32 protein-coding genes and 2 pseudogenes are annotated in these 24,502 nt (G+C 55.5%); 26 read left to right on the top strand and 8 right to left on the bottom strand.

Annotation, left to right across the window (positions count from 1 at the left end):
* The first annotated feature begins 13 nt into the window (after positions 1 to 13).
* Positions 14 to 766, top strand: a complete 753-nt coding sequence (locus tag AV059_RS20855) for a hypothetical protein (RefSeq protein ID WP_228841861.1) — start codon at positions 14 to 16, stop codon at positions 764 to 766.
* On the opposite strand, the gene AV059_RS20850 is transcribed toward AV059_RS20855, so the two are convergent.
* Positions 731 to 1,618, bottom strand: coding sequence for an HNH endonuclease signature motif containing protein (locus AV059_RS20850; RefSeq protein WP_058997906.1), 888 nt, complete (start codon positions 1,616 to 1,618; stop codon positions 731 to 733). The genes AV059_RS20855 and AV059_RS20850 overlap by 36 nt on opposite strands.
* A 100-nt stretch (positions 1,619 to 1,718) precedes the next feature.
* Between AV059_RS20850 and AV059_RS20845 the strand changes: the two genes are divergently transcribed.
* From AV059_RS20845 to AV059_RS20755, 19 genes are all read left to right on the top strand, one after another.
* Positions 1,719 to 2,660, top strand: coding sequence for a DUF6610 family protein (locus AV059_RS20845; protein WP_058997904.1), 942 nt, complete (start codon positions 1,719 to 1,721; stop codon positions 2,658 to 2,660).
* 359 nt (positions 2,661 to 3,019) lie between these two features.
* Positions 3,020 to 3,865 (top strand): DUF6884 domain-containing protein, encoded by an 846-nt coding sequence (locus AV059_RS20840; protein ID WP_058997902.1) that lies wholly within the window; start codon positions 3,020 to 3,022, stop codon positions 3,863 to 3,865.
* Positions 3,858 to 4,520: a hypothetical protein gene (locus AV059_RS20835; protein ID WP_058997900.1), complete on the top strand. Its 663-nt coding sequence runs from the start codon at positions 3,858 to 3,860 to the stop codon at positions 4,518 to 4,520. Before AV059_RS20840 ends, AV059_RS20835 begins: the two co-directional genes overlap by 8 nt.
* A gap of 677 nt (positions 4,521 to 5,197) precedes the next feature.
* Positions 5,198 to 6,418 (top strand): orc1/cdc6 family replication initiation protein, encoded by a 1,221-nt coding sequence (locus AV059_RS20830; protein WP_008313598.1) that lies wholly within the window; start codon positions 5,198 to 5,200, stop codon positions 6,416 to 6,418.
* A gap of 183 nt (positions 6,419 to 6,601) precedes the next feature.
* Entirely contained in the window at positions 6,602 to 7,282 is a 681-nt protein-coding gene (locus AV059_RS20825; protein WP_058997898.1) for a hypothetical protein, read from the top strand.
* A 35-nt stretch (positions 7,283 to 7,317) separates the two neighbouring features.
* Positions 7,318 to 7,782, top strand: coding sequence for a hypothetical protein (locus tag AV059_RS20820; protein ID WP_058997897.1), 465 nt, complete (start codon positions 7,318 to 7,320; stop codon positions 7,780 to 7,782).
* Positions 7,783 to 7,820: 38 nt separating this feature from the next.
* On the top strand, positions 7,821 to 8,588 hold the full coding sequence (locus AV059_RS20815; protein ID WP_058997895.1) for a hypothetical protein: 768 nt from the start codon (positions 7,821 to 7,823) through the stop codon (positions 8,586 to 8,588).
* Positions 8,585 to 9,112, top strand: coding sequence for a hypothetical protein (locus AV059_RS20810; RefSeq protein ID WP_195156703.1), 528 nt, complete (start codon positions 8,585 to 8,587; stop codon positions 9,110 to 9,112). Before AV059_RS20815 ends, AV059_RS20810 begins: the two co-directional genes overlap by 4 nt.
* Positions 9,113 to 9,245: 133 nt before the next feature.
* Positions 9,246 to 10,055, top strand: a complete 810-nt coding sequence (locus AV059_RS20805; RefSeq protein WP_058997890.1) for a hypothetical protein — start codon at positions 9,246 to 9,248, stop codon at positions 10,053 to 10,055.
* 216 nt (positions 10,056 to 10,271) lie between these two features.
* Positions 10,272 to 10,562: a hypothetical protein gene (locus AV059_RS20800; protein WP_058997888.1), complete on the top strand. Its 291-nt coding sequence runs from the start codon at positions 10,272 to 10,274 to the stop codon at positions 10,560 to 10,562.
* Complete coding sequence (locus tag AV059_RS20795) at positions 10,559 to 10,873, top strand: hypothetical protein (protein ID WP_058997887.1); 315 nt, start codon at positions 10,559 to 10,561, stop codon at positions 10,871 to 10,873. Before AV059_RS20800 ends, AV059_RS20795 begins: the two co-directional genes overlap by 4 nt.
* Positions 10,864 to 11,070 carry a hypothetical protein gene (locus AV059_RS20790; RefSeq protein ID WP_058997884.1) on the top strand — a complete coding sequence of 69 codons (207 nt, stop codon included), beginning with the start codon at positions 10,864 to 10,866 and terminating at the stop codon, positions 11,068 to 11,070. The genes AV059_RS20795 and AV059_RS20790 overlap by 10 nt, the downstream gene beginning before the upstream one ends.
* Entirely contained in the window at positions 11,067 to 11,297 is a 231-nt protein-coding gene (locus AV059_RS20785) for a hypothetical protein (protein WP_058997882.1), read from the top strand. Before AV059_RS20790 ends, AV059_RS20785 begins: the two co-directional genes overlap by 4 nt.
* 57 nt (positions 11,298 to 11,354) lie before the next feature.
* A complete protein-coding gene (locus AV059_RS20780) occupies positions 11,355 to 11,720 on the top strand; it encodes a hypothetical protein (protein ID WP_058997880.1) in 366 nt (121 codons plus the stop codon).
* 233 nt (positions 11,721 to 11,953) lie between these two features.
* Positions 11,954 to 12,157 (top strand): hypothetical protein, encoded by a 204-nt coding sequence (locus AV059_RS20775; protein ID WP_058997878.1) that lies wholly within the window; start codon positions 11,954 to 11,956, stop codon positions 12,155 to 12,157.
* Positions 12,150 to 12,365 carry a hypothetical protein gene (locus AV059_RS20770; RefSeq protein ID WP_014030690.1) on the top strand — a complete coding sequence of 72 codons (216 nt, stop codon included), beginning with the start codon at positions 12,150 to 12,152 and terminating at the stop codon, positions 12,363 to 12,365. The genes AV059_RS20775 and AV059_RS20770 overlap by 8 nt, the downstream gene beginning before the upstream one ends.
* 981 nt (positions 12,366 to 13,346) lie before the next feature.
* Positions 13,347 to 14,033 carry a hypothetical protein gene (locus tag AV059_RS20765; protein WP_058997876.1) on the top strand — a complete coding sequence of 229 codons (687 nt, stop codon included), beginning with the start codon at positions 13,347 to 13,349 and terminating at the stop codon, positions 14,031 to 14,033.
* A gap of 57 nt (positions 14,034 to 14,090) precedes the next feature.
* Positions 14,091 to 14,990 (top strand): transcription initiation factor IIB family protein, encoded by a 900-nt coding sequence (locus AV059_RS20760; RefSeq protein WP_058998024.1) that lies wholly within the window; start codon positions 14,091 to 14,093, stop codon positions 14,988 to 14,990.
* Between the two features lie 75 nt (positions 14,991 to 15,065).
* A complete protein-coding gene (locus AV059_RS20755) occupies positions 15,066 to 15,452 on the top strand; it encodes a hypothetical protein (RefSeq protein WP_058997874.1) in 387 nt (128 codons plus the stop codon).
* Positions 15,453 to 15,460: 8 nt separating this feature from the next.
* On the opposite strand, the gene AV059_RS20750 is transcribed toward AV059_RS20755, so the two are convergent.
* Complete coding sequence (locus tag AV059_RS20750) at positions 15,461 to 15,829, bottom strand: hypothetical protein (protein ID WP_058997872.1); 369 nt, start codon at positions 15,827 to 15,829, stop codon at positions 15,461 to 15,463.
* Positions 15,830 to 15,935: 106 nt separating this feature from the next.
* Between AV059_RS20750 and AV059_RS20745 the strand changes: the two genes are divergently transcribed.
* The 4 genes from AV059_RS20745 to AV059_RS21700 all read left to right on the top strand — a co-directional run bounded on the left by AV059_RS20745 (position 15,936) and on the right by AV059_RS21700 (position 17,904).
* Positions 15,936 to 16,376 carry a hypothetical protein gene (locus tag AV059_RS20745; protein ID WP_058997870.1) on the top strand — a complete coding sequence of 147 codons (441 nt, stop codon included), beginning with the start codon at positions 15,936 to 15,938 and terminating at the stop codon, positions 16,374 to 16,376.
* A gap of 53 nt (positions 16,377 to 16,429) precedes the next feature.
* On the top strand, positions 16,430 to 16,702 hold the full coding sequence (locus tag AV059_RS20740) for a PadR family transcriptional regulator (RefSeq protein ID WP_058997869.1): 273 nt from the start codon (positions 16,430 to 16,432) through the stop codon (positions 16,700 to 16,702).
* A 32-nt stretch (positions 16,703 to 16,734) separates the two neighbouring features.
* Positions 16,735 to 17,583 carry an N-6 DNA methylase gene (locus AV059_RS20735; RefSeq protein ID WP_228841860.1) on the top strand — a complete coding sequence of 283 codons (849 nt, stop codon included), beginning with the start codon at positions 16,735 to 16,737 and terminating at the stop codon, positions 17,581 to 17,583.
* A 63-nt stretch (positions 17,584 to 17,646) separates the two neighbouring features.
* A complete protein-coding gene (locus tag AV059_RS21700; protein ID WP_079990837.1) occupies positions 17,647 to 17,904 on the top strand; it encodes a hypothetical protein in 258 nt (85 codons plus the stop codon).
* Positions 17,905 to 18,421: 517 nt separating this feature from the next.
* Here AV059_RS21700 and AV059_RS20730 read toward each other — a convergent pair.
* Together AV059_RS20730 and AV059_RS20725 are read right to left on the bottom strand one after the other, a co-directional pair.
* The gene (locus AV059_RS20730; RefSeq protein WP_058997867.1) at positions 18,422 to 18,946 is read right to left on the bottom strand and encodes a PH domain-containing protein; all 525 of its coding nucleotides are present in this window, start codon (positions 18,944 to 18,946) and stop codon (positions 18,422 to 18,424) included.
* Between the two features lies 1 nt (position 18,947).
* Entirely contained in the window at positions 18,948 to 19,454 is a 507-nt protein-coding gene (locus AV059_RS20725; RefSeq protein ID WP_058997866.1) for a hypothetical protein, read from the bottom strand.
* A gap of 1,202 nt (positions 19,455 to 20,656) precedes the next feature.
* On the opposite strand from AV059_RS20725, the gene AV059_RS21695 reads away from it, so the two are divergent.
* The gene (locus AV059_RS21695; protein ID WP_195156702.1) at positions 20,657 to 21,514 is read left to right on the top strand and encodes a PQQ-binding-like beta-propeller repeat protein; all 858 of its coding nucleotides are present in this window, start codon (positions 20,657 to 20,659) and stop codon (positions 21,512 to 21,514) included.
* A 224-nt stretch (positions 21,515 to 21,738) separates the two neighbouring features.
* Here AV059_RS21695 and AV059_RS23195 read toward each other — a convergent pair whose 3' ends face one another.
* From AV059_RS23195 to AV059_RS23190, 3 genes and pseudogenes are all read right to left on the bottom strand, one after another.
* Entirely contained in the window at positions 21,739 to 22,098 is a 360-nt protein-coding gene (locus tag AV059_RS23195; protein ID WP_369815304.1) for a PQQ-binding-like beta-propeller repeat protein, read from the bottom strand.
* A complete protein-coding gene (locus tag AV059_RS21690; RefSeq protein WP_195156701.1) occupies positions 22,080 to 22,727 on the bottom strand; it encodes a PQQ-binding-like beta-propeller repeat protein in 648 nt (215 codons plus the stop codon). The genes AV059_RS23195 and AV059_RS21690 overlap by 19 nt, the downstream gene beginning before the upstream one ends.
* 492 nt (positions 22,728 to 23,219) lie before the next feature.
* Positions 23,220 to 23,862 (bottom strand): annotated as a pseudogene (locus AV059_RS23190) (tyrosine-type recombinase/integrase); the annotation flags it as partial.
* A 71-nt stretch (positions 23,863 to 23,933) separates the two neighbouring features.
* On the opposite strand from AV059_RS23190, the gene AV059_RS23185 reads away from it, so the two are divergent.
* Positions 23,934 to 24,092 carry a hypothetical protein gene (locus tag AV059_RS23185; RefSeq protein ID WP_195156700.1) on the top strand — a complete coding sequence of 53 codons (159 nt, stop codon included), beginning with the start codon at positions 23,934 to 23,936 and terminating at the stop codon, positions 24,090 to 24,092.
* A gap of 124 nt (positions 24,093 to 24,216) precedes the next feature.
* Here AV059_RS23185 and AV059_RS20705 read toward each other — a convergent pair.
* Positions 24,217 to 24,502 (bottom strand): annotated as a pseudogene (locus AV059_RS20705) (hypothetical protein); the annotation flags it as partial.

Below are 24,502 nucleotides of genomic sequence, written 5' to 3'. Positions count from 1 at the left end.
GAGGGAGTCGAATATGCGTTCCACAGCAGCGTCAGGTGGCAGTCCTGTCGGACAGTTCTTGAGTGTCTTAGCAGAGTTGCGTGACCAGATCGGAGGGCCGTACTACCTCGGAGATGTCAATGGTCGGTTGGAGTGGCCCGACCGAGGAGTGTACTTTTTCTTCTCGCCAGCAAGCGACCTTCGGGCAACGACAGCGGTCGACTGGCGACTCTCACGGATCGGCACCGTCGGCGTCAGTACCGGTTCGTCGAACACGCTCTGGAACCGGCTCAGGCAACATCGTGGGAACGTTCGCGGGAAGTACGCCGGCGGTGGCAACCATCGTGGTTCGATTTTTCGCTTGCACGTCGGACGGGCGCTAATCGAGAAGCACGGCTGGCACGACGAGTATCCTCACTGGGGCGAACCGAATCCCGACGCCGAGACGACTGCTGTTCGCGAGCAGGAACACGAACTTGAACAGCGCGTGTCGGAGTACATCCGGGATCTGCCGTTTCTCTGGGTTGACGTTCCGGGCAAGCCCGGCCCAGAGTGTGACAGAGCCGAGATTGAGTCAAATACCATCGCGATGGTGTCGCATCATCGTCGATCCGCAGGACCATCGGACCTCGATTGGCTTGGATACCACTCCCCGAAGTCTGAGGTGTATCAGTCTGGGCTGTGGAACGTGCGACACGTTTCTGACTCGTTCGACCCCTCGGTCGTGGACCAGTTGTTGGCGTATATTTCGTCAACGGAAGCGCTGGACCATCAATCGCGGATCTGAGGGAAGGTTCCGCAGCGAGAGCTCAGTACGCTCGGCTACGACTCCGTAGGCAACCCCAGCCAGTGGCGCAACCACGGGAATCCACGCCAGTACCGAGATGAACGGCTCCGCCGAGAAGAACTGCCAGATTCCAGCGTACATCAAAATCATGTAAACGGATGCAACAGCTGTCGACAGCCGCCATCGGACACCAGTCACGAGCCCGGCCAGCGGGAGGCCATAGAACGCTACATCACTCACAAGCGGGGGCAAGGAAGTGGCGACAGCAATCGCACAGAGATATATCAGAAACATCGCTGTTCCCCCTATGGATGCGACGAATAGCCGTCTCCATTCAACACGCCCGCCGGCAGTGTCGTCCTGGACGGACTGCTCGCCGCTTTCCTCGGCCGTCGTCTTGACTGCAAGAGGACTTCTCGACTGTGTCTGGATGTGGCTAGACTCCGAACGAGAGGCATTGCGAGACTGCCCGTTGCCCTCCGTTTCGCCCTCGACTTCCTCGGTGATCGGGACTTCGCTCTGCAACGCAAGCACTCTGTGGGAGTCCGTTTCGGGACTGCTTGCTGGCTCTTGGTTCGCTGACTCTGGCAGGTTCAGGCGTCCCGTCTGTGTGATATCTTCTTCGCAGAACGAGCACACTGTCAGGAGGTTCGTGGTCTCGTTTGTCCCGCCGCTCTCGGCGGGGATTCGTCGCACAACTTCCAAATCCTCCGCAGGGAACCGCGTCCCGCAGTTGGTGCAAGTGTTGTTGTCCAACTGCTTCCGGAAGACGATCCGGTACGCCCAGTCTGGTGGGTACTCGCCCCGGTAGCTGTCAGGGTCGTCGTACTGCGATTCGATACCTTCCTTCATTCTGATAGACACTTCCGCTCGTCTCCGTATTTAAGGAGCGGGGTCGTTTTGTGCCGCGCCTGCCAGCTGGGCGCGCCGGTCGGTGCGCTCGGTGTTTTCCATGTCTTCTGAGGCGCGACACTCTTGGTCAGCGGCGGCTGTCGGCGATGCACAGCAGGCTGAGTACATCGGGTTCCTCCATCGCGAGCCCTTCGTAATCGATGCTTACCGGCTTGGATTCGCCGTCGGCGTTCGCGAGGACTACTCGTATCAATCCAAACTGCGGAACGTCGACGTCCCGATTGAGATTCTAGACAACGACTTTCGGAATCCAGATTTGGACCGGTACATTGAGCGCTTCGAGCAGTACGAGCCATCGGTCGGGATGCTTGGCGACGCATACGACCGGCAGGAAGCGCGACGGTATAACCAAGCCGCACGGGAGCTGAAACGGAAGTTTCCGGGGACAGAGGTTATCATCGTCCCGAAGTGCCGCGACACAATCGACGTGATCGACGAGGATATGATCTTGGGCTACCCGATGGGCTACTCCGACCAGACCGCCGACGAGTACACGGATATTGTGGACTGGCGAGGGCGGCGCGTGCATCTGCTGGGGGCAAGTCCGACAAAGCAGTATCCGGTGATCGAGGAGCTAACACAGCCGCGTGTGACTGGGGAGGAGCCAGCCGATATCGTTGGCGTCGACTGGAACGGGATTCATCTGGCGGCGCTTCACGGCGAGTATTTTTCGCCACACGGCTACGCGAGTGCGGACCACCTCTCGATACGGGAGACGGTTCAACAGAGCTTGCGGCACATCCGGTCATACTGGAAATCGCGGGGTGTGTGGCCGACCGTGGAGACAGACCGGAGCGCGCTAACAGCGGAACCGATGGACCCCGTCTGGGCTGCTGACGGTTCGAGAGCAACTGTAAATGGTCTTGAGGATGCGATTGTCGTCGAGTATGAGAACGGACAGACGCTCGCGTACCGGAGCCAACACGAGCGAGACAGAGTAGAGTACCGGGCAGGACTCACTCCCAGTGAAGTTCACGGCTAGAGCCGAACGTGTCGTCTCAGAGAGTTTTGTGACTCCTGGTGGGGTGAGGGAGTTCCAGTTATGAGCGCGAAACCGTCACAGGAGACGGCACCACAGTACAGTTGTCCGAATTGCGGTTGCACGAAGGCACGAGACTACGGAAACGACGGTACGATAGAGTGTTCGGGATGCGGACGCGACGCGACACCAGACCGGAAGAACTACCGTGCAATTTTGGATCCAAGCAAAATTATACCTGAGTCAGTTGACGCACCTGTTCACCATCCAGAGAAACACCTGTCCGAAGCGTTGCCAGACGGCCACAACTACTGACTCTGACTGTAGTTTTGTGACTCCCTTTCTGGTTGAGGGAGATACAGATGACGACCACACAGACTGAGCGGACTCGTGGCCGCTTCGTACTCATCGGATGCGGCGACGCGAAAACCGACCAGCCAGTTGCAGCTCGCGATCTCTATACATCCTCGTACTTCTCGGTCAAACGATCGTATGCCGAGGCAGCTGTCCAGTGGGCTCGAACTGCTGACCGACGAGCGAACACTTGGGCGGTTCTCTCTGCAGAACACGGGATCTTGATGCCCCGGCAGACGGTCGCCCCGTACGATACGACCATTGAGGACCTGCGCGGCGAACCCATCGAGGGAGAGCCACATTACCGGCTTCCGTCAGGGGACCGAGTTGAGAGCCGACTAGATCAGTGGGCGCTCCGTGTCCACTCATCGCTGGGCGATTGGCTCCGGCGGCCATACGCTGCCGATCAGCAGGAGTCCCCCTGCCGGGAGTTGGTCGTTCTGGCCGGCAGCGACTACGTCGACGCGCTGCGTGAGCGCGACATCTTCGACGGCCGACCAACTGCGATTCGGACTGGGCGAGAGACCTACACTGCTCTTCCCCCGAAAGCGACAGTTCGCTTCCCCTTCCAGGAGCGGGACTTCGACGGGATGTTCGACCAGATGGGCTGGCTTTCAGACCGCGTCGAAGAACTCTCGGCAGCAGCGGCTCCAGCCCGACGATCAGAACTCTCGGCCTTTGACGGCGGCTTCGAGCGCGACTCTGCTACGTGGCAAACAGGCCACAGTGGCGTCGACGTCGAGGGGACTGAGCAGGCAGGGCTGGATGCATTCGAGAACGTCCCTGAGCGGTTCCTTGCCACGAGACAAACAAGTCTCGCGACCGACGGCGGGGAGGGAGAACAGGATGGATAGCACGCAAACCTGCGATATCGACCGAGATGCGGATATCCACGTCGACGCGCCACTGGACCGAGAGGTGATCCGGATGACAGAGACTGGCTTTCTGGCTGTTTGTTCGGACAACCACTGTTCTTGGCAAGGACTGTTCCCAACCCGGGAGATGGCAGCCGAAGCAGTAGAGACCCACATCGAGCGAGCCCGGCGGTCTCCGGATTACAAGTACCACTTCGGCCAGCAAAACCCGTACGTCGTGGAGCTGATCGACGATTCCACAGCACGGATCTGCCCAGATCAAGAGCTAGATCTCCTTGAGCCGTGGAACTCCCATCGCGACGGACAGCGACTTTCCCGGTCGGAAGCCACTCGAACGCCGCTCGGGGAGCAACTGCATCGTGGGGACCTCATTGACTGCCACGGGCCCGGTGACGCGATGGTGCTACAAATCTCGCAAACTCGAGCGTTTGGCTTGCCGGCGTTTAGCATCATCTACGTCTCGCCCGACAGCGAGCCAAACAAGGACGGCAGCTACAGCGACGATGACCACCGATATCTGAATAATTACGTGGCTCGCGAGGGCGAAGCGGTGAGCGTTCCAATGGCTGACTGGCTGTCGTTCCGTGGACAGACCAACGTCCAGAGCGACCTGAAACGGTGGTCATCGTCTTAACGGTCGTTGCGAATACGGCTGTCTTATTCACGAGATTGTGACAGAGCTTTCGGTCAATACAGCCCAAGAATTAAACGTCAAGTTTAGCGGCAGACACACCAAGTTTGGAGTCTATACCTGGGAGGAAATCACGAGCAGACCCCTAATGGGGGATTTTACACACACACCAGATTTGGAGTCGAGATATCTCAATATGAGTGTGCTTGAGTCCCGCGCTTACGGAAGCTGTACTTACTGTGCTGTCTCATCTTTCCTTTCCTTTCAAATTCTAGTTAGACTAGACTAGAAGGAGACACCAGATTTGGAGTCCAGCCACATCCGTAAACATACTTCGAGAGCTTGTCCCCAGCCTCTCGCGTTTCTGGACTCCAAATCCGGTGTGTGTGTTGACCGCTTCTTACCCAACTCCTAGAATAGACTTCAGATATGGACACCCAGTATCGACTCTTATCCAATCTTCCACAGAGATGTCTCATCAACAGCAGAATCTGAGGACCTTTTGACTGCATTTTGATGGCATATGATACAACCACCCAGTACACTCCAAATCCAGTGTGTTCCGATAGATTTGGAGTCAATTGAATATCCAATAGAATTAGTGATGAGGAGCTAAAACTACCATCTTCACTCCAAACTAGGTCCATAGGTTTTTGTGCCATCAATAAGATATGCGAGATATGCCAGATGCAGGGGACCAAGGGGGCGACCCCCTTTTCGACGCTCCTGTCGTGGAGCATCGGAACGAGATTTTCAAGAACCGAGACCTCGTCGACACGGATCACGTCCCTGACGCCGACCGCATTATAGGCCGTGACGAACAAATTGAACAGGTAGCTCACGAGATTGGGGCTCTTGTTGTTGGTGAACCGGCCAGTTCGGTGCTGATCTTCGGAAAAACGGGAACAGGAAAGTCGCTTGTCGCTAAACATGTAATGGGCAGAGTCGAAGCAGAGGCTGACCGTCGTGGTGTCAGTGTTGGAACTGCCTATATAAACTGTTCACAAACTGACGGTCCTGCCCGAGTCCCGCGCAATATTGGCCGTCGCATCAACCCTCCTGAAAGCGGCGTCAAATTCCCGTCCCGCGGTATTTCGACTGATGAATACTATGAGCGGCTATGGTCGATCCTTAACCAGCACTACGATGGTGTTGCCATTACGCTCGACGAAGTCGACAGACTTCGCGATGATTCCCCACTGATGATTCTTTCTCGGGCTCGAGAAAATGGTTCAATAGATATACCCATTAGTATCGTGGCAATCTCGAACAAGATTGACTACCGGAATCAGATGAACGAGCGGACAAAAAGTTCGTTCGGCCATCGAGAGTACGTGTTTGACCCATACGATGCCAACCAATTACGGGAGATTCTTAGGAACCGATCAGACGCCTTCCACGAAGGGGTGATTGAGGAGGGAGTCATCCCCCGGGTGGCAGCTCTCGCTGCGAAAGAACATGGCGACGCCCGAAAGGGTATTGAACTGTTGTTTTCACTCGGCAAATACGCCATACGAAACGGTTATGATACTATCTCAGAAGAAGATGTTCCAAAAGTACGCGAGATGGCTGAAGCTGAACGGCTTCGCGACCTTATTACGGGCTTGCCAGCCCATTCCCAGCATGTTATCGGAGCACTCGCAGCGCTTACAATTAGTAATTCTGATGAAGGGTGGTTCCGGACCTCGCAGGTATTAGATGCATACAAAAAACTCTGCAATGAGCACGCTGTCGATCCAGTCACCCATGAGCGTGTGAGACAACTTTTGGAGGAACTGTCATTTCTTGAAATCACCGAGTCACGGAACCAACACCAAGGGAGCAAAGGACAATTTAACGAGCACACGCTCAATAAACCCCCGGAGATTATCAAGCAAATCTATAGAGAGACAGCACCGTGAGCGACTGTGGCTGAACCTCTTGGGTATCCTCAATAAGCACGCTCACTGACCGGTTGTTTCAGCCAGTTGGATGAACAAAGAGGCCGTATTCACAACACTTAACCAACAGCCAGTTAGTATCATCGCTTCTGTTGGTTAATACGCTATATCGGTCGATTTTCTGTTCCTCTGTCGGGTGAGAGGATGACTGCAACTGATCCGACTCAGACGCAGGACAGACAGCCAGACCAGCAAGCCGGGTTCGACTTCAGCAAGCCAGATCAAGAACACGAGATCGAGGCGTCATACTCGTGGGGGTATGTCGACACCATCTACATGGACGACGACGGTGAAATCGTCCGCTCACAGGATACTGACGGCTACTATCGCAACGACGAATCGTTCGAGTGCACCTGTGGGGAGACATTCGGTTGCGAGAGCAAAGCAAAATCCCACATCCGAAGCGAGGGCTTCCGAGGCCCGCCGGTGCCGGTCGCCGGCCATCCAGAAGCATTGCGTTGGGACAACGAGCCGATGACCGACTTTGGAGGGAATGTGGAATTCATTCCAGATGTAACGAACACCGCCGCCAAAGTTGTCGACGGGGCTGACTACCTGATCGCAACGGCCCGGACAACACTGACGCCACCAGCGGACCACGAGTTCGACAGCTGGGACCCACTCCAATCTGGCCGCCTGTCGAACCACCACGGCGACCCACTGTTCTCGGCGCGGATCTTGTCGAAGGCCATCGCGACGCTTTCACCCGGCCACCAGTACGTTCCAGACCGCTACACCATCTACTTCCGGGGGCACACAGCACTGTACTTGGAGGGACCAAGGGGCGGCATCATCATTGCTGAACGACTCCCCGGCCTCGACTGAGACGGCGATTTTCTGTTCCTCTGGTGGCTGAGAGGATGACAGAACCCACCTCCAAAGCCCGTGATGGATCAGCCACGAACAGCAGCGAATTGCCCGTCGACGAGCAACCAATTCCAGTCGTCAAGTCTCCCTCGCCGTTTGTTTGGCAAGATGAAGTGGTCCCCGCGCTCGATGGGGCTATCACCGTGCGTCCGGAGTCTGCCCGGTATCCGATAGCCGCACAGGTTGTCGACGGTGCTGAGTGTCTTGTGGCAACAGCCCGAGAAACGTTCACACCCCCAGCTGACTACCAGTTCCAGTCGTGGGGGCCACTCCAGTCTGGCCGCCTTGCACTCCGGTCGGGCGAGCCACAGTTCCCGCCAGCCGACGTGAGCCGTGCAATCGCAACGCTTGCGAAGCATCCTGCGTATCAGCCTGAGCGGTTCACGATCTTCTACCGAGGGTGCGAACCAGTGTATATCGAAGGTCCCGACGCAGGCATTGTCATCACCCCGTGGTAACTCGATAGCGATTTTCTGTTCCTCTGGCGGGTGAGAGGATGTCCACACACTCAGCATCGACGCGAACACAGTCGTTCCAGCATCGCCCGCCAGCGGACACAGGGGAGTGTTCCTGTCCGATTCACGCCAACGGCGACCCGTTCACGGCACCTCTCGGGATTCGATTTGCCGATCATGTCGGCGTGGAGCCAATCGACAGAGAAACAGCGGCCGCCGTGTACGAGGCGCACCACTCCTACATGGGGTCACTGCCGTCGGTCAATCTCGCTCATCATGGGCTGTACTTTCAGGACTCGCTAGTCGGGGCTATCACGTACCGCTACCCGCTCATATCGAAGAAGCGAATCCGGTACGGCGTCGACGGCCAGCTCTGTCCCGAGCCCGTCGAGATCGACAGTCTTCCAGCAGAGATTCGAGCGACCGCCCGGCGGGTGCTTCCGTCGACGGACACACCAGTCGTTGACAGTGAGGTGATTTCTGGGGACTCGCTCGTCGAGGCCGCGCGTATCTGCATGGGCGTTCGGATGCCAAACCTCGCGTCGGCGGCGCTAGCCCGCTCACAGGAGCGATTCTTGCAGGCTGACGACCGTAACACTCGCTTCTTGTTGACGTGGGTGCGCTCGGACTACGACGGCGCGATGGTTCGAGCGCTGCAGGACAAGGGCTGGACCTGTACGGGCTACCGTGAACCAGGGCAGGCAAGCAACCGCGAGAACAAGCCGATTCGTGAGCGCTACAAGTGGCGGTTTCTCTGTCCCGTGGATACTGCTCGCGAGCAGTCAACACTTGCACGGTGGTCTCAGTGACCGACGTCCAGCCCGAGGCAACGGCTGAGTGCTGTCGGTTCTGCGGAGAGAGGGCTGATATCTCCGGCGAGGCGTACACGTATGTCCGGTGGCCTGACGAGGTCGACCGAGAAGACGGCGTGTTCCGATTCACGATTTGCCGGGAGTGTGCGCTTCAAGACCGCGACAACGTCGAGCAGGCCGCTTCGCTCTTCTACGAGGCAGATCAAGACTATCTCCTTACTTGCGATGTCTGTGGCGCTGTTGGCTGCCAGTCTGCCAGTACTCGTCGTCCAGCAGCGGAGACGTATCGACTCGCGAGCGTTATCTCCTGGTCGGTGAGTATCAACGGCTTCGACGGAGCAACGCACTCTTGCAGTGAATGCAGTCCTATCCTGCCGGTCGACTGTGTGAAACGCCCTGACCGGGCATACGATGACGGAGTGCCGCGTCTCGTTGAACCACCGTTTGACGCAGTTGGGAAGACAGCAGACGATGCTCCGGCAGACAGTACACAGGTTGAGATCGACGGGTGGATTGGGTAGCCGGCGGTAGTTCCACGAAATCGGTGAGTCTGTTTATCTGCTAATGAGCAGTACAGGACATACACTTATCACAGTAGTCTGTTACTAATCGTACTACTGTTGCATTATTCAGACAATTATAGAGGAGCCAATCATGGATATTGAGCTACCAGACGATGGGGACAGCGATGACGACTCAATTTTCGGTGGCAGGATTGACTCGTACGAAGCATATTGGCTCTACGTTGACGGTGTGAGATACGTCGGACCAGCATTGGAACAATCTGAGGCGACAAAAGATGATGAGGACCAGTCTCCCCTTGCTCGGCACTACAACCACTTTTACGAAAAGAAAGAAGAGTACAAGAAAAAGTGCCGTGACCTTCCCGGAACACTGCCCAAATACAAAGATCACTTCAACGAACCACGGGGCGATGTTCGTAAGATTCCAGAGCACCGGTTAGCCGACCTTGACCTCGGCGAAGAAGGCGACGACCCGATTTGGCTTCCACCAGAGTACGAGTTGCCTGCTGTGTGGGAAAACGACTTGGACGAAATGGACAAGTCAGAGTTAGTGAGCCTTGTGGAGAAACTTCGAGAGGAGAAGAAAGAGATAAAATTGGAGCGTGACAACCTGCGCGACCAATTGAAACAGGTACGCCAATCGCTCACAACCTTTCTGGACGATGAAGAAAGAGACCCGAGTGAGAGCGATACAGCGAACTTTACCTGTAGCAGCTGCGGGCAGACTTTCGAGTCCCGGGCGGCCCGTAATGGACACAAGCCACACTGTGATGAGGCGCAGACCAGCGGCAACGATGCAGTAGGAAACGCTTCCCGGCAGGACCTTGCTCAAATAGCCGAGGACCTGCCTGACCTACTGAATGAACAGTCGAATGTAACTCACGAAGGAGCCAAAGAAGAGTTGGATAACCTGAACCATCTACTTCAGGGAAGTTTATAAAGTGCTCACGTATGGATGCAGCCGTATTTTTACTGTATCTCGCCACGAGCCGCCAGCTAATGACTTGAATCTGCCAAAATATATGTCTAAAAGCCGGGCAACTTGCAGTTTTATTGAGCAGGTATCTCAGCCAGCACAGTAAGCATAAAACTCCAGTCACAGCGGTAGCAACCCCCATTTTGTGTTCCTCTGGCGGGTGAGAGGATGTCTCGAAATATGTCCTGCCGTCGTTCGGAAGACCTGTCGCAGCGAACCATCCCAAAGTTCGTCGAGTCCATCACGACAACCGTTCGAGCGCAGTCCGGCAGCGCCGATGTTCAGGCAGTTGTCCTCCGTACGGTGGCCCGGCGCTCAGACAGTATCGACCTCCCGGACGTACTCGAACTTCGTTCGCTTCTGGACGTCGACGACGAACAGGCAGACACGCTAGAGGAACAGATCACGACCATCATCAGCGCCATCGAAGCCGAACTCGCTGGCTGGGGCCGCCGGGAGGTCGCTGCATGAACGCAGCAGGAACGGCCACGTTGGGCGATTTCGGCGCTGGTGGCCCACGCTCGGATGTGCTGATTGACACGCAGAGGGCGGCACAGGAGGCCGCTGTGGGTGAGTGGGAATTTCTCGCCGCTGGCAACGACACGATCGGGTGGCACATTCCCGACACTGGAGCGACCGTCCTGCTGAAACGAAGCGGTGCTGGCTGGACGCTCGAACGGGCGACCAAACTGGTCGGGACGCGACGGTCACTCGACGCCGGGCTGGACCTTGCCAGCTCATACATGGCGGATCGACCGGAGGGAGCATCCACATGGCGATGATCGAGCGCGAGCAGTGGCGTCGTGAGGAACGCCAACGAGTTGGGGCAGCACTGGCACGTGCCCGGTTCTGGCAGTCGGTTGCGCCACACAAAATCGGCTTCTGGGAGGCCGTCGACAAGACGCTTCTAGCTGACTACCCCAACTGTCGGTACAGACGTAGAACGACACTCGATGACTTCCGGGAGGAAGATACATGAGCGACCCAATTCTCGATGAACTCCCTCCAGAGCGGTTGTTGGACGCCGATCATCTCCAGCCAATCGTCGCTGGCATCAACTGTATGCACTCAATGGAGACCGTCCAGCAGTATCTCGCCTACGAAAACCAGCACCAGAACCGGACACCAGTCCAGTCTCGCCTCCGAGAGCGAGCACGCGAGATCCGTCGCGATGAATCGGATTCCGAGAAGCAAGCCGTCGCATAATTTCTGTGCCCCAGCGGGGTGAGGCGCGTCCCACGGAGGACGTGCCGCATACCGATTATGAGTAAGAACAAGACAGACGAGACGGCTGTACAGCAGTGCGACGCCCTCGATATCGACCCTGATGCCGTGGATATCGGTGATGGACTGAAAACGACCGAGGGCACGTCTGCACTCGCCGTCGTCGGTGTTGACGCTGAAAAGGAGCGCGTGAAGGTGTATTCCCCGTCCGGTGAGCTGACGGTCAATCGCTGGGTGAGCATGGACCTGTTCAGCGTCCACTCCCCGAACGAGGACATCCAAACCGACGCCGACCGTGAAGCGTGGCTGAACGAGACACTGTCGAAGAAGGCCACGCATATCGACGGCAACGTGTACCCACTCAGGTATGCCATCGACGAGAACGGGAACGTAATCGCGGAATAATCGAGGAGCCGTACCAGCCACTCTTTCGCTTTCTCTCACGCTCACGGTTCCCGAGCGCAAGCGCTCGGGGGACACGCTCCACCTTGGACCGGCAGGCCGGTCCGGCGGTCCCACTTCAGGAGGTAGGTGAGGCTCATCGCGATGAATCGGATGGCAGGGAACGAGCCGCCGTGTATTTTCTGTGCCCCAGCGGGGTGAGGGGCGTCCCACTGAGGGCGCTCTGCTGACCGATCATGAGTAAGAACAAGACGGACAAGACGGCTGCACAGCAGTATGACAACTACCCCGATCCCGACGCCATCGTTCACTTTGGCGATGTCTCGGAGGAACTGGTCGAGTTGGTCGAGGAAACGCTGGAAACCTCCGACTTCCTGTCGACCTCTCGCGACGACCTGCCGGAAACGACGCTGCTCGTCGAGGCGGTCGAAAATGAGTGACGACCAGCTGTTCATCGTCGTGGAGGGTGTCGGGCCAGCAGATTTTCCTGAGAACGAGGCGAGTTCCAACAAGCAAGACGAGGCCGTTGCTCTCGCGAACGATATCCACGACCTGATTCGTGAGGAGTACGGCAAGGAAGAGATTGAGGGCGTCATCCCGGTGGTCAATCCCGACGCCCACGAGCAGATGCAGGCGACAGAACTCTGACTAAGCGGTGAGTTCAAGCTCCGTTTGTGTAAGAAATCGTTAGCGAGTTTTCAGGGGTGATATGTACATCCAAGGGTGTATGTGGCGTCCGTGACACTCAGGACAAGATCTGGGATAGCGCCCGGAATACATAAGACATTGTCCGGGACCTCCGGGGAATTTATAACAATCCTCCGGACAAGACTCGAAATATCCGGAATGTCCAAGGCAAGATCGTCGATGCGCCTCCAGACAAGATCTGGGATGTTCAGGGCAACAACTTTGATTCTGCAGATACTGATTACATATGTTGACCCCGAGAGTTCCGGAGTCAACACACGCGAATTGCGAATAATAAGCCGCCGTAACGGCTGATTAAAGCAATAACCGCAAATGAGTCAGCGGAGACTCAGCAGACATATACACCTTTCAGCAACAAACCCGCCGAGCGGCGGGAACCGGGTGTGGTGACCGGTTAGTTATTCACGTAGCCCCATACCGAGAGTGCTGCACCGATGATTATAGCGCCAATTGCGCCTAACACCGGTCCAGAGAGGCTCGCAAATAGCAACACACTTCCGCAAATCACCGCAACGCTCGGGGCCGTAACCCCAAGCACAGAGAATTCAGCAGACATTGAATACACCTTCTGTCTTTCTCAACAGCGGTAGGCCGCCGCAGCCAATTCCCGGGTTGGGCGGTCACACGCATAAGGGTATCGTGGGTTCGGTGAAAGTAAAGCAGAGGCACCTGTTTGAATTGATTTAATACATATTAAATCTGCTTCGCTGAGCTAAAACCGGAGATAGAACGTCTTTAGCGAGGTTATAGCATAACCGGTGTTGCCGAAGTAGTCGTAATTCACTCAAAGAGCGGTTTTTCATCAGTACTGACACCTCCTGTCAGAGAATAGAGTTACCTTCCTACAAACTCTATTCCCCGAATTTTCTGCGCCCCAGCGGGGTGAGGGGCGTCCCACAGAGGGCGTGCCGCCTGTCATTCATGGCTACTACAGAATCCCGTAGCGACGCCAGCAGCATCAACGAGAGCGAACTGGAGAAGGCTGACCCGAACAACCGGACCGTTCGGGCACTGACCGAAGTGATGACCGTGTTGGACTCGATTGGTCGGGCACGAAACGCCGACGACCTCTTCTTGGTCAACTCCGGGTCTGGCTCAGAGTACCTTGTCGACACTCGAACAGGGAGTTGTGAGTGCAAGTGGAAACAGTTCAACCCCGGCGAGGAGTGCAAGCACCAGAAGCGAGTCGCCTTCGCGACCGGCGAGCGGCCCATCCCGCAGTGGGTGGACGACGACGCCCTAGACGACCAGTTTGGACTACACGTCGACGGCGAACCACGGAAAGCGGTCGCTGACGGTGGAGTCATGCAGGTCCGGTTCGACGACGGCGGTGTCACAGACCCCAACGAGGACCCCTTGGCCGTCACCTCCGAGGACGAACCACGTACGAAACGAGCGAAGCAGGAAGATATCGACGTTTCCTTCCTTGCAAAGCCCGGTCGCTACGAGGTCCATTCGGCGTCGGATAGCCGGTACGAGGTCGACGTGCTCGAAGAGACGTGCAGTTGTCCCGATGAGGCCGAGCGATGCAAGCACCGTCGCCGGGTCGAGATCGAGATCGACGCCCAGCGAGTCCCCCGCCCGGATGGAAAACTGCCAGACGCCTAACCGGCCGCCGCAGTGTGTTTTCTGCCCCTCTGGTCAGGTGAGAGGATGTCTCGAAATATGTCTTCACAAACTGTCCAGACAGCGTTGTCTACGGCTACGCCGAGCTGTCCCGAGTGTGGCGGCGAACTCGATAGCAGCGGGCGAGAAACGAACTGCAAGGACTGTGGCCTGGTGACCGACCAAGACCGGATCGACCGCAGGCCATCGTGGCGGACGTACGATCAGGAGGAACAGCAGCGGACGGGCGCACCTCGGACGGTCACTCGCCACGACCGAGGCCTGTCGACGAACATCGGAAGCGTCGATAGTGCAGACATCTCTCCGAGACGGCGTCGACGGCTTGCTCGTCAGCGACGACTCCACGGCCGGTCGAAGTTCACCAGCAAGCGCGACCGGAATCTTGCTCACGGGCTTGGTGAAATCCGACGCATCGCGAGTGCGCTGTCTGAGAGCAATGCGGTGAAAGAGCAGGCAGCCACGTTCTTCAGGGAAGCCCAAGACAAGGACCTCCTGATCGGACGGTCGATTGAGGGCGGTGCAGCGGCCGCTGTATACGCTGCCTGCCGATGCAATGGCCTCGTGACGATGGAGACGGTAGCCGACGTTGCCCGGTGTTCAGACTCCCACATATGGAACTGCTACCGAACGTTCCTGACAGAACTTGACCTTCCGATCCCAGTATCGCTCCCGGTGGACTGGGTGGCGCGGATTTGTTCGGACCTTCCATTCGACATTGCGCCGGATATTCGCCAGCGAGCGCTCGAACTCGCAGAGCAGGCGACCGAGTCCACCGAGATCAACGGGCGACCAGACGGTATCGCAGCCGGCGCTCTGTACCTCGCCGGGAAAGAGTCAGACATCCGGCTCACGCAGGCGACGATCTGCGAGCCACTGGATGTGCATATTACGACGGCCCGGCAGTGGTTCCAGGAGATCGAGGAGCATATCGTTGAATGAATTCTCGCGACGGCCTGTTTTGCGTGCCCCGGCGGGGTGCAGGGCGAGCCAGCAAGCACGTCCTGAGAGAGACATATGTCAGTTATAGATACTCCCGAATCGGCGGCACAGCACGACTCTTCGAGTGTTTTTGCGTCGGTCCCAGCGCTACGGTCGCCAACGAAGGTCGCATCGTTTGTCGAACGAGTCCTTGTCGAACTTCGGCATGAAGCCGTGGCTGCTCGGTACGTGACCGAGCTAGACCAAGCCGGAGCGAAGACAATCTGGTGCCGGGTTGAGCACACGCCATTGGACGTCGACGCCGCGTATGTCCAGATTCGAGACGACCCACGGTTAGGGGTTGGCGTCGAGCCGTGTTCGCAAGCGACGGTTCGGAAACGACTGTGCCAGTGTCTTGACCACGATCGGACTGGGCGCGTTGATGTCCGACCGCTGGCCGACGTTTCGATGAGCGACGACTGAGCTGTGCTTCAGGTCTGGTCCCGCATCGGTAGGTCGAGATCACCGAGGGCAGCGTGCTGGCGGAGAACACAGAGATGCGGGCAGACAGTCGTCGCCTGGAAGACTTCGCAGCTACACCAGCCGGCGTGGGTCCCGTTAGGATGCTCGGCCAGCGAGCAGTTCACAGGACAGTCGCCGTCGACGGAGACGAGAAACAGGTCCGGGCGACCGCCCTTCGTTACGTCGACACTGGCATCGAGGGCGGCGTTCCACGTTGCTGACCGACGCTGTCGGATCTGCTGGAAGTCAAGATCACGGGTGCCGCTGGGCTGGCGGGATATCCACTGATCTGGGGGCGAACACTCGCTAGTCGCGGTTGGGGACTCGGCTGTTTTCATGATGAGTCCTCGTACTAACACATATATCCTCAAACAGCAAGAAAGTTGCTATAGAGGCGATACAGAGCGGATTTTGTGTTTCTCTAGTGGCTGAGAGAATCCAACAATGAGTAGTGGATACCGACGAGGGACTACCGGGCCGAAAAAGTTGAAGTGGCGCTGGAAAGATGCAACTGAGAATCGGTCGCTGCCCCAGTCGTGGGCCGACAACGGTCGCACAGAATCTCCCGAAGAAGATGAGGTGCAACTGTACGCAATCCAGTGTCGGGCTGGGCTCTTGCTTGAGTGGCTGGTCAATACACGAACGGGGAAGCTACTCAGAGGCCCGCTGAGCGAGAAGCCGGGGATCCGCGTTCTGTACGTTACCGCCGACGGTGAGTATGCGGTCATGAGGCAGTTGGAGGCCCGCGAAATTGATGACAGTTGGAAGCCGCCCAAGCAGTTTACCAGCATCATCGCGAAGCATCTGGAGGAGGCTGATCCAGTTCCAGACTCCAGCCAGGACTACTACCGACGGGGGGTTGAGGACCTGTACGACGTGGAGTGAAAACGGCGCTCTCATACCAATATGCTCATATATGTAATATTGTAACCGCGAATATGCACGACCTGACAGCATTTCAACGAGACTTATTGTTCGTAGTTGCTGGGAAATCCAAACCCGCTGGTGTCGCAATCAAAGACGAAATTGAAGAATATTACGAGAAGAAGATTCATTACGGCCGACTTTATCCAAATCTGGATACACTCATCGACAAAGGTCTCGTCGAGAAAGAGAAGAAAGACGGACGGACGAATGGCTACATAATCACCAATCGTGGGCGTCGAGAGCTTCAAGCCCGGTGCGACTGGGAGAATAAGTTCTACAACTGACCAGATTCACGACTGTCGGCAGGCCAGATTTTGTGCCTCTCTGGTGGCTGAGAGAGCATGGCTCGCCACAGATCGACGTCGACGAGATTGTTGCAACGCTTGAGGAAATTCGCCAGCGCGGGCACAGCGCGCACACGGTCTTCCGAGACTGGGTCAACCTCGTGCTGTTCGCACTGCAGGACCGAGACGACCCGTATCTGGAGATCGTTGACGACTATCGCGAGCGCGGCGATATGGCCCATCCAGAAGGACAGCGGTCGGTCGACCCCTTCGCCAAGGCGTTCGGCCAGCTCCAAGAACGGATGGCGGCCACTGACGCTGACGTTCTGGGTGCTGTCTACGAGGCGTATGGAATGTCCAGCGATGCGTTCGGCCAACACTTCACGCCCCACTCTGTTTGCGAGACAATGGCTGGAATCGCCGGCGTCGGAGACGAGAGCGATAGCGAGGACCGGGAGACGGTTTGTGACCCAGCCTGTGGGAGCGGTCGGACGCTACTGGTCGCCGGTCGAAAGCAGCCAGACGCGCTGTTTGTCGGGCAAGACAAGGACCCACTGTGTGCCCGAATGACGGCGCTGAACTGCTGTTTCCTGAATCTGGGTGCCTACGTTATCCAGGGCGACTCACTGACTGTTGAGTTCCAGCGAGCGTGGCAGACCTCGTACTCTTCGCTGGGTGGGAGCGTTCGCGAGCTAGACGACGAGGAGGTCGAAGAGCTTCACGAGTGGGTGACCGACGCCTTCGAGAATACGGTCGAGGCGGAGAACCAGCCCAGTCCAACGCAGAGGACAGACACGGGCGCGGAAGACCAAGCATCTCCTGTTGCGACGTCTGTCCCAAGTGAGCAGGCCAGTCTGGATGCGTTCGAGGGCAGCGATTGACGGCTGTTTTGTGTGCCCCAGTCGGGTGCGGGGCGTTCCAGTGAGAGCGTCCCGAGAAGACCCATGTCAAGTGAACCAGATGTAGAGCCAGACACGGCTCCAGACTCAGTCGAAAAGGTCGAACGAACGGACTTTGGATGCAGTATGGAAGCACGGTTGGATCGAGGCACTGACACTCGCGATCAAGACAGAGTGACCATCAAGTCGAAGGGTGAGACTGCTGCGGAGACGATTGCAGAGTTCTACAAGCTCTTGGAAGAGTACGAGCAGGAGATCGGTGGCCGGCTTCGGGATATTCAGCCCGAGGAAGACGACGAATAGAACCCACTTATTCACTCTTGCCTCCGAGCAAGAGTAGTAGCGGTCGTTGAGGACGGTTCGTGCGTGATTTACACCGTGGACGGTTTCAACCTCGGTAAACGTGCTGACAATCGGCCCGAAACACACGATATTTCGACCGAAGAAATCGAAGACACGTCTTCACTGCTGTTGCTCGCTGATGTGGTAGCAATTTAACCAATATACAGGTCGAATGGGTGTTTGTGTTGGTTAGCTGGTGAACACCGTCGATAGTGATGACGAATCATTCGAAGATTAACACGTAGGCCAGAAGGTTGATAGCCGAGAAGAGACGAATCCAATCACAGGCACCACCCTGAATCACCTTTCGGTGTCTGTGTACCCACCCCCACCCCATCCCCATTCGGTGCCGGCATAGTCCGGCACTTTCACTTTTACCCCGGCAGGCATGCCTCTATCAGATGGGCCACGCTATGAGCAATCATGCATACTGACGCCGAAAAGCTTGATCCCGAGGCGATTTACAGGACTAGTCCGATTACTTGGCACACGTTCTAATGGTTTCGTAGACGGCCTCAGGCTCGTCGACGTTCTCTAATCGAAGCGGACCCAGCCCACGGTTCATCGAGATTGTCCCGTACCCCAGGGTCGACTGGATACGGTTCTGGTTCAGTTCGTGACTCCGGAGTTTATCGAATCGGATCCCCTTTGAGTGGGTACGGAACAGGAGCTCGTACTCTTGTTCAACGCGACTGCTCGTAACAGTATAGGTTGTCCTAACGAGAATAATAGTTCGGACCAGAAACCGGACTGTCAATACAAGTCCGAGCAACAGGACAACGAGTGCTGCCGTATTTGTGATATCTGGCGATCCAAGTGCCTCTGGATTGAGTTGGAGGTACCCAACCACACCCAGACTGAGGAGTAAGACGACGGCCAGTCGAATCAACGTTGGCTTGGTCGTCGGATTGGTTTCGAGAATGACTTTTTCGTGATCATCTGATTGGCCTGTGGTAGTCGACTGATTCGATTCATTCGATGTCTGTTGGTCTTGTTGTGACATGTTAGGAAATAATGTATGCGATGATGGACCCAGTAACGTAGACGACCGGTGAGAGGGCGACAGCGAGGACGGTAATCGCCGCATTACTCCGCGTTGCCCGATGGTTGATTCGTGCGCCGAGATACAGTGAAAAGAGGTAATATAGTAGCGTTAGCGTTAGGATCGCCAGAATCCACTGGCCCTCGGTCGAAATAGTAGTAACGCCAAGAGAGTCTGGCCGCCCACCAGGAAGCTCCACTCCTGCACCGAGTGCGTCAATAATGGCATAGACGAACGCGGCCTGAAGGTTCCTGATGAGTTGGCGTGCGCCACTGACGCCAGCTTGGTTAGTCAGATACCAGACAGCGGAGAACGTCGCAACGAGGTATGCACTTGTCGTGTACACGACAGTGTGCATGCTCTGGACAATACCTTGCGAATCCCGAACGATGAGAACACCCGCGTGGAACGTCACTAGCGTGATTGCAGTTGCTATCGAGATGAACAAGGAATTCTGAATAAACGCCATGAGCAACTGCCAACTGGCCACTGGATCAATACTATATGAACCAGCGATTCTGGCGTAGTTTTCTGGGGCAGGCTGTGAGGACTGAATACCAATGCCAGCGAGGGTGAGCGGGATCGCGTATGCGGCAAGGTTCACGACATAGACTCCCAATAGTGAGCCTAATTGTCGGATTACACCAAGTCGGGAAGCCCCATACGAATCTGTTTGAAATTCTACAAATTTGTGCGGGCGAAAGATGGCATCAAATCCACCGCGTAGTATTGCCCCCACACCTCTCACAGGCATATACGCCTCTTATTTTATCAGGGATACTTAGCTTTTGGTTTCATAGTACTTTTTGAATAGTCTGTTTTTAGTATCGACAATAATATTGGTTGAGTATGACTCGTCAGGCTGGGAAATTACCCTTAATAATTACCGTGACTGTGTCGCTTTGGATCGCTGGACTTGTGCTTGGGTATTTGCTTACCCTTGGATCTACCCGGGATCTTCTCTGGGCCTGTTGGGGAGCCTCAGTTCTTTTGGTGCCGCTTGTAGCCATTGATAGTCGACAAGCTGGGTCATTCTCGTGGCCGGTCATCGGTGGGACCCTCGTTCCAGGACTCAATTTGGTTGTGGGTGCCGCCTACGCCCTGTCACAGTTCCGTCTCCGACACGGAAAAGCGAACAATCGCCACGGCTTGCTTTTCTTTTCTGGAATCTTTACTGCCACACTCGCTGTTGTTATTGCCCCATACGTGCTTGGTCCAATCGCCCTCATCTGTGGCTATGTAGTTCGACGACAGTACAGTACCCGGGAAGGGGCACTTATGCTGACAGCGGGGAGTGTCACCACACTGTTCGGGTTGGCGCTAAATGTGGTCATATTCCTGTTCCTTCGCCCTGGACCAATTCTCTGAGACCAACAAGATAGCAATCGGTTAGCCATTGGGCAGAACAGTGATACCACGACGAATGCCACCAGCAGTCGTAGGTATGGTTTCTTTCTGAGGCTAGAACGGATAGACTGCTGACCTTGAGAACACACATCTGACACTAAGGACTCTCGTATAAGGGTCACTTTCAAATAATAGAATTCACTTGATATTAAAGCAGCAACAAAGATGGGAAATATTAGATCGAACATGCCTGGTCTATCTACACGAAGGCAACTGCTGACGGCAGTCTTAGCAGGTAGTGTGAGTGGATGTCTGCGGTCCACGATGGGCAGTCAATCACAGGAAACAGAGAAAGTGGATCAATCAGGCACAAAAGAGGGCACGGCGACACAAACGGATCTACCAGCTAAAGAGTGGACCCAGTCGTTTCCGGCCCCACCAACAACCCAACCGTTGATTCGTGACGGGAACGTCTTCGTTGGATGTCAAGATCACAATCTATACAAGATTGACCTGCAGACTGGACAGCAAGAGTTCGCGGTAGATGTTGGAGATGAGGTCGGTAGAGGGCTCACATATGCTGAAGGAGTAATCTACGGCAGTAGTCCCGCTGGTGTCTTCGGCATTGACACTGAAACTGGTGAAATAACGTTTTCCACCAGCGAGCAAATAACTGGATTCGGTATCAATACGCCGCTTGTCTCCCAGGGCCGCTTATACTATTCATCGGGTTCCCGGCTTACTGCATTTGACATCGCATCCGGCGACCGTATATGGGACAAACGAACGGCTTCGTGGGGTGGTCAACCGGATTTAGCGGATGGCACGCTAATCGTGAGTGATGCGGGCGATACGGATACAATTCCAAGTGAAAAAAGTCGTATTTACGGGCTAGATCCAACAGATGGCTCTGTCCAATGGAAGACTGACATCACAAGCGATTCGCTGGTATCTGCTGTTGCACTCTCATCAGATCGTACTCTCTCGGTGTTTGTCGGTCGCTACGGACTTACTGCAGCGTTTGACACGGCAACTGGAGAAGAGCGCTGGCGGGCGACTGTTGACAGGGATGGCAATGTCGTTGGTCAACCAGTCGTCACCCAAGGACTTGTGATTGTGCCGCTCGGGGTAATGGCATTTATGCGTATGATGTTACATCAGGCAGTCGTCAATGGTCTATAAATGGAACCGAAGTTGGAACTGGCTATCGTATTGAGGCCCTCAATGGGCATCTCATCACTGCAAAATCATCACTCTACGAACTCGCTATTGCGGATGGGACACTCAAACAGACACACGACCTATCACCTAGCGTAGCAGAGTCATTGCTTCCAGCGGTTGAAGAGGATTATTTTGTTTATCCTACAGCCTCCTCTTCAATTCGGTTAGTCAAGCGAACTCAGTGATTACAAGTCACGAACCTGGAAACAAACGGTTCCGTCGGTACCAGTTAGGAAGCACCGATTTCCAGTTGTGGAGAGTGCGTATGGAATCTGGTCAAGAGCTTTCATGACACCTTGACCACTTGATTTAGTAATCCAGTATAGCGAGTCTTCGGCAACCCAGACGCCGGTTTCACCCACAGCGGGTTGGGTTTGGACCGTACTATCAGCTTGGAACCGCCATTGTTGATTCCCTTCAGAGACGGCGTAGATACCGGTATCATCTGCGGGAACATAGGCCGTATCATCCCCAATTGCCGGTGCCGAAGTCGTTCTGCCAAGTGGTTCAAACATCCATTCCTCTGTTAGTCCGCCAGAGCCGATAGTCCACTTGTAGAGTTTTCCCGCATCTGTTGAATAGAGTGTGTCATCAGATAGTTGAAATTCATATCGGGCGTCAGCCAGAGCCGTATTTCCAACTTACCTGTCGAGATGTTAACCCAGAACGCCTGGTTCCAGCCAGCGACTATAACCCGATCCCCAATCGGCGGCAAGAGCGACTGAATTCCAAGCCAGCTATCATACGTGGACGCAATCTCATCGTGGGTTTTGTTCCACTTGATTTCGCCCGATTCAACATTGAGGCCCGCCAGACCAGCGAAGTCCTCCCCATTTTCCAGACTATAACTATATCCACAAATCGCGACATTATCTGAAGTCACGATTTCCGTTGTGGTGTTGTGCAACGGTTCTTGTGCTGGAATTTCGGTCGCCCAGTTGACTTCTCCGGTGTTGATATCCAGAGCATAAAGATGTGTTCCCCCTCCAACAATCACTTGCGACCCGCTCACAGCGCCGCGAGTGGAAATATTCTGATCAGTTGAGCCGGATCCACTGATCGATTGCCGCCATTGAACACTACCATCACTCTTCTTTAGTCGGACAAATGCCGTTTCTGGTGAACAGACAATCAATCCCTCATCGAGATCTTGTTGGGTCGTAAATGAGGTCACGTCCTGTTGGTAGGTCCAATGTTCCGTGATTTCAACCGCAGGAGTACTTGATTGAGCCGTTGAGTTGGCGATTTGGTATCCGTAGTTTGAACAGATGCTGTACTTGAGCTACTATTAGGTGATGTACGTTCTATCGCAGTCTGTGACGTATCGCTACTGTCAGTAAAGCTAAGGCACCCCGTAGAAAATGACAGTCCACCCAATGTCGCGATTATCTGTCGACGAGTCGTATCTGATGATATAGTCATGGAGCTAGTTTATCATCTATACAGTATGAAATGTATATGATATAAATGTTTATCTGCATGATATTTGCCTTTTTATCCATGAGATCTAAGAATTAATATGTGTCGTTGAATGAATATTTATTACGTTGCGATTTTGATCGATTGTTCATAATAATAAAGATCATCAGTAAATAGAAAGGGACAGAAGGTTGGTAATGCCTAACTTTCGTGTTTTCAACGGCGGTACATCCACTAATTCATTTTCAGAAATTATTTGATTCGCTTCCTCACGGGTGCGTTTCGCGGCTTCTTGTGTGTATCCTTCGTGTGTGGTCTCGATCGATTTGTGACGGAGTACGTCTTGCGCCAACTGATGATTCTCGCGATAGATTTCTCGCCCGAAACCTCGGCGGGCGCCATGTGGCTTCAGTGGGTCTTCGAACTCGGAGTCAGATCATTCACACAGATCCACCAAGATGTTCCGGGCCGACTGGGTTGTGATCGACGGCGTCGGGTCCAGTGCCTTCGCTGCGTTGTCGAGTCTGGGAACACAGCTTCGTCTTCATCGGGATCGCGGAGTTGCTTCCAGCGCGAAGTGGGCGAATCGGCATCGTCAAGAATCGGAGCAGACTCGCGGTACGGTTCTTGCCGAACACCTGCATTGTGCCGGCTTCGAGGTCGACGTGACGCCACCGCAGGCCGTTCCGTTCCTCATCATAGAGACGGCAACGAGCTCTGCGCTACGGACTGCTGAGTAGGCGAGCAAAAACAAGCGCCTGGTCGCGTAGGCTGCCGTACGGTCAATGTCATCGCCGATCCGGCTTCGTCGACGCGGGCCGTCGCAGTGGCACAGATGGCTCGCGGTCGCGTGTCGTCCAGTACTGTTGGTCTGTTTCCGTCTCATCTGTGCGACACCACGCAGAGATATAGCGGTAATAGGTTTGTACAGTATCTGCTTGAGGCCACGATCTCCGCTGAGATGCTGGGTATACTCCCGGAAGACGCGTTCATCGAGATCATCGAAGGTCGGATCTCGGTCGACGTTGTCAGGAATAATCCCGGTCCAGTCATCGCCGCCGCGGTCGTCGGCGGCCACTCCGCAAATCGTTCCAACTCGCGTGCAGCGTTTCGTCGATAGTTCCCGGCGTCGCCACCGCGGCCTTTCCCTTGTCCTGGAGGTAGCGCCCGAAGCTCTCGTCGAGAGCGCTTTCGAGACAGAAGAAGACCGATCGTCGCTCACCGGCCCTCACCTCGGCGATACGTTAGCGAAATTCGTCGGCTGTGATCGTCTCGAGATACTCGACACTGACGTACCGGAATTCGATACGGTCGCTGAAGCCGTGTTGCGGGAGGAGCGTTTCGGCCGCCCGTCCCGCTGGTTGTCGGTTGTAAGGAGAACAACGTGGTCTGCCTTCCCCGTATCGAGTACTTGAGCAGCAAGCCCTACGAGTGCCGTGTCCGCTTTCTCGGTGATATCCTCGTCGCGGTCGGTCTCGTTGGCGATGAACCGGCGTGCTTCGTCCATTACCGTCGAGACGAGCGGATTGG

This window comes from Haloarcula sp. CBA1127 (assembly GCF_001485575.1).
Classification (GTDB): domain Archaea; phylum Halobacteriota; class Halobacteria; order Halobacteriales; family Haloarculaceae; genus Haloarcula.
This window is presented reverse-complemented; position numbering and strand designations above follow the sequence as displayed.

What these genes read in the sequence shown, in the direction of transcription:
- AV059_RS20775 (WP_058997878.1), top strand. Translation starts at nt 11,954, where the DNA reads ATGAGTAAGAACAAGACGGACAAGACGGCTGCACAGCAGTATGACAAC.
- AV059_RS20740 (WP_058997869.1), top strand. Translation starts at nt 16,430, where the DNA reads ATGCACGACCTGACAGCATTTCAACGAGACTTATTGTTCGTAGTTGCT.
- AV059_RS21700 (WP_079990837.1), top strand. Translation starts at nt 17,647, where the DNA reads ATGTCAAGTGAACCAGATGTAGAGCCAGACACGGCTCCAGACTCAGTC.
- AV059_RS20745 (WP_058997870.1), top strand. Translation starts at nt 15,936, where the DNA reads ATGAGTAGTGGATACCGACGAGGGACTACCGGGCCGAAAAAGTTGAAG.
- AV059_RS20760 (WP_058998024.1), top strand. Translation starts at nt 14,091, where the DNA reads ATGTCTTCACAAACTGTCCAGACAGCGTTGTCTACGGCTACGCCGAGC.
- AV059_RS20790 (WP_058997884.1), top strand. Translation starts at nt 10,864, where the DNA reads ATGGCGATGATCGAGCGCGAGCAGTGGCGTCGTGAGGAACGCCAACGA.
- AV059_RS20830 (WP_008313598.1), top strand. Translation starts at nt 5,198, where the DNA reads ATGCCAGATGCAGGGGACCAAGGGGGCGACCCCCTTTTCGACGCTCCT.
- AV059_RS20815 (WP_058997895.1), top strand. Translation starts at nt 7,821, where the DNA reads ATGTCCACACACTCAGCATCGACGCGAACACAGTCGTTCCAGCATCGC.
- AV059_RS20765 (WP_058997876.1), top strand. Translation starts at nt 13,347, where the DNA reads ATGGCTACTACAGAATCCCGTAGCGACGCCAGCAGCATCAACGAGAGC.
- AV059_RS20835 (WP_058997900.1), top strand. Translation starts at nt 3,858, where the DNA reads ATGGATAGCACGCAAACCTGCGATATCGACCGAGATGCGGATATCCAC.
- AV059_RS20850 (WP_058997906.1), bottom strand. Translation starts at nt 1,618, where the DNA reads ATGAAGGAAGGTATCGAATCGCAGTACGACGACCCTGACAGCTACCGG.
- AV059_RS20795 (WP_058997887.1), top strand. Translation starts at nt 10,559, where the DNA reads ATGAACGCAGCAGGAACGGCCACGTTGGGCGATTTCGGCGCTGGTGGC.
- AV059_RS20805 (WP_058997890.1), top strand. Translation starts at nt 9,246, where the DNA reads ATGGATATTGAGCTACCAGACGATGGGGACAGCGATGACGACTCAATT.
- AV059_RS20725 (WP_058997866.1), bottom strand. Translation starts at nt 19,454, where the DNA reads ATGGCGTTTATTCAGAATTCCTTGTTCATCTCGATAGCAACTGCAATC.
- AV059_RS20785 (WP_058997882.1), top strand. Translation starts at nt 11,067, where the DNA reads ATGAGCGACCCAATTCTCGATGAACTCCCTCCAGAGCGGTTGTTGGAC.
- AV059_RS23185 (WP_195156700.1), top strand. Translation starts at nt 23,934, where the DNA reads ATGCTGGGTATACTCCCGGAAGACGCGTTCATCGAGATCATCGAAGGT.
- AV059_RS20750 (WP_058997872.1), bottom strand. Translation starts at nt 15,829, where the DNA reads ATGAAAACAGCCGAGTCCCCAACCGCGACTAGCGAGTGTTCGCCCCCA.
- AV059_RS21695 (WP_195156702.1), top strand. Translation starts at nt 20,657, where the DNA reads ATGGGCAGTCAATCACAGGAAACAGAGAAAGTGGATCAATCAGGCACA.
- AV059_RS20755 (WP_058997874.1), top strand. Translation starts at nt 15,066, where the DNA reads ATGTCAGTTATAGATACTCCCGAATCGGCGGCACAGCACGACTCTTCG.
- AV059_RS20825 (WP_058997898.1), top strand. Translation starts at nt 6,602, where the DNA reads ATGACTGCAACTGATCCGACTCAGACGCAGGACAGACAGCCAGACCAG.
- AV059_RS20800 (WP_058997888.1), top strand. Translation starts at nt 10,272, where the DNA reads ATGTCCTGCCGTCGTTCGGAAGACCTGTCGCAGCGAACCATCCCAAAG.
- AV059_RS20855 (WP_228841861.1), top strand. Translation starts at nt 14, where the DNA reads ATGCGTTCCACAGCAGCGTCAGGTGGCAGTCCTGTCGGACAGTTCTTG.
- AV059_RS20770 (WP_014030690.1), top strand. Translation starts at nt 12,150, where the DNA reads ATGAGTGACGACCAGCTGTTCATCGTCGTGGAGGGTGTCGGGCCAGCA.
- AV059_RS20840 (WP_058997902.1), top strand. Translation starts at nt 3,020, where the DNA reads ATGACGACCACACAGACTGAGCGGACTCGTGGCCGCTTCGTACTCATC.
- AV059_RS20820 (WP_058997897.1), top strand. Translation starts at nt 7,318, where the DNA reads ATGACAGAACCCACCTCCAAAGCCCGTGATGGATCAGCCACGAACAGC.
- AV059_RS20845 (WP_058997904.1), top strand. Translation starts at nt 1,719, where the DNA reads ATGTCTTCTGAGGCGCGACACTCTTGGTCAGCGGCGGCTGTCGGCGAT.
- AV059_RS20780 (WP_058997880.1), top strand. Translation starts at nt 11,355, where the DNA reads ATGAGTAAGAACAAGACAGACGAGACGGCTGTACAGCAGTGCGACGCC.
- AV059_RS20730 (WP_058997867.1), bottom strand. Translation starts at nt 18,946, where the DNA reads ATGTCACAACAAGACCAACAGACATCGAATGAATCGAATCAGTCGACT.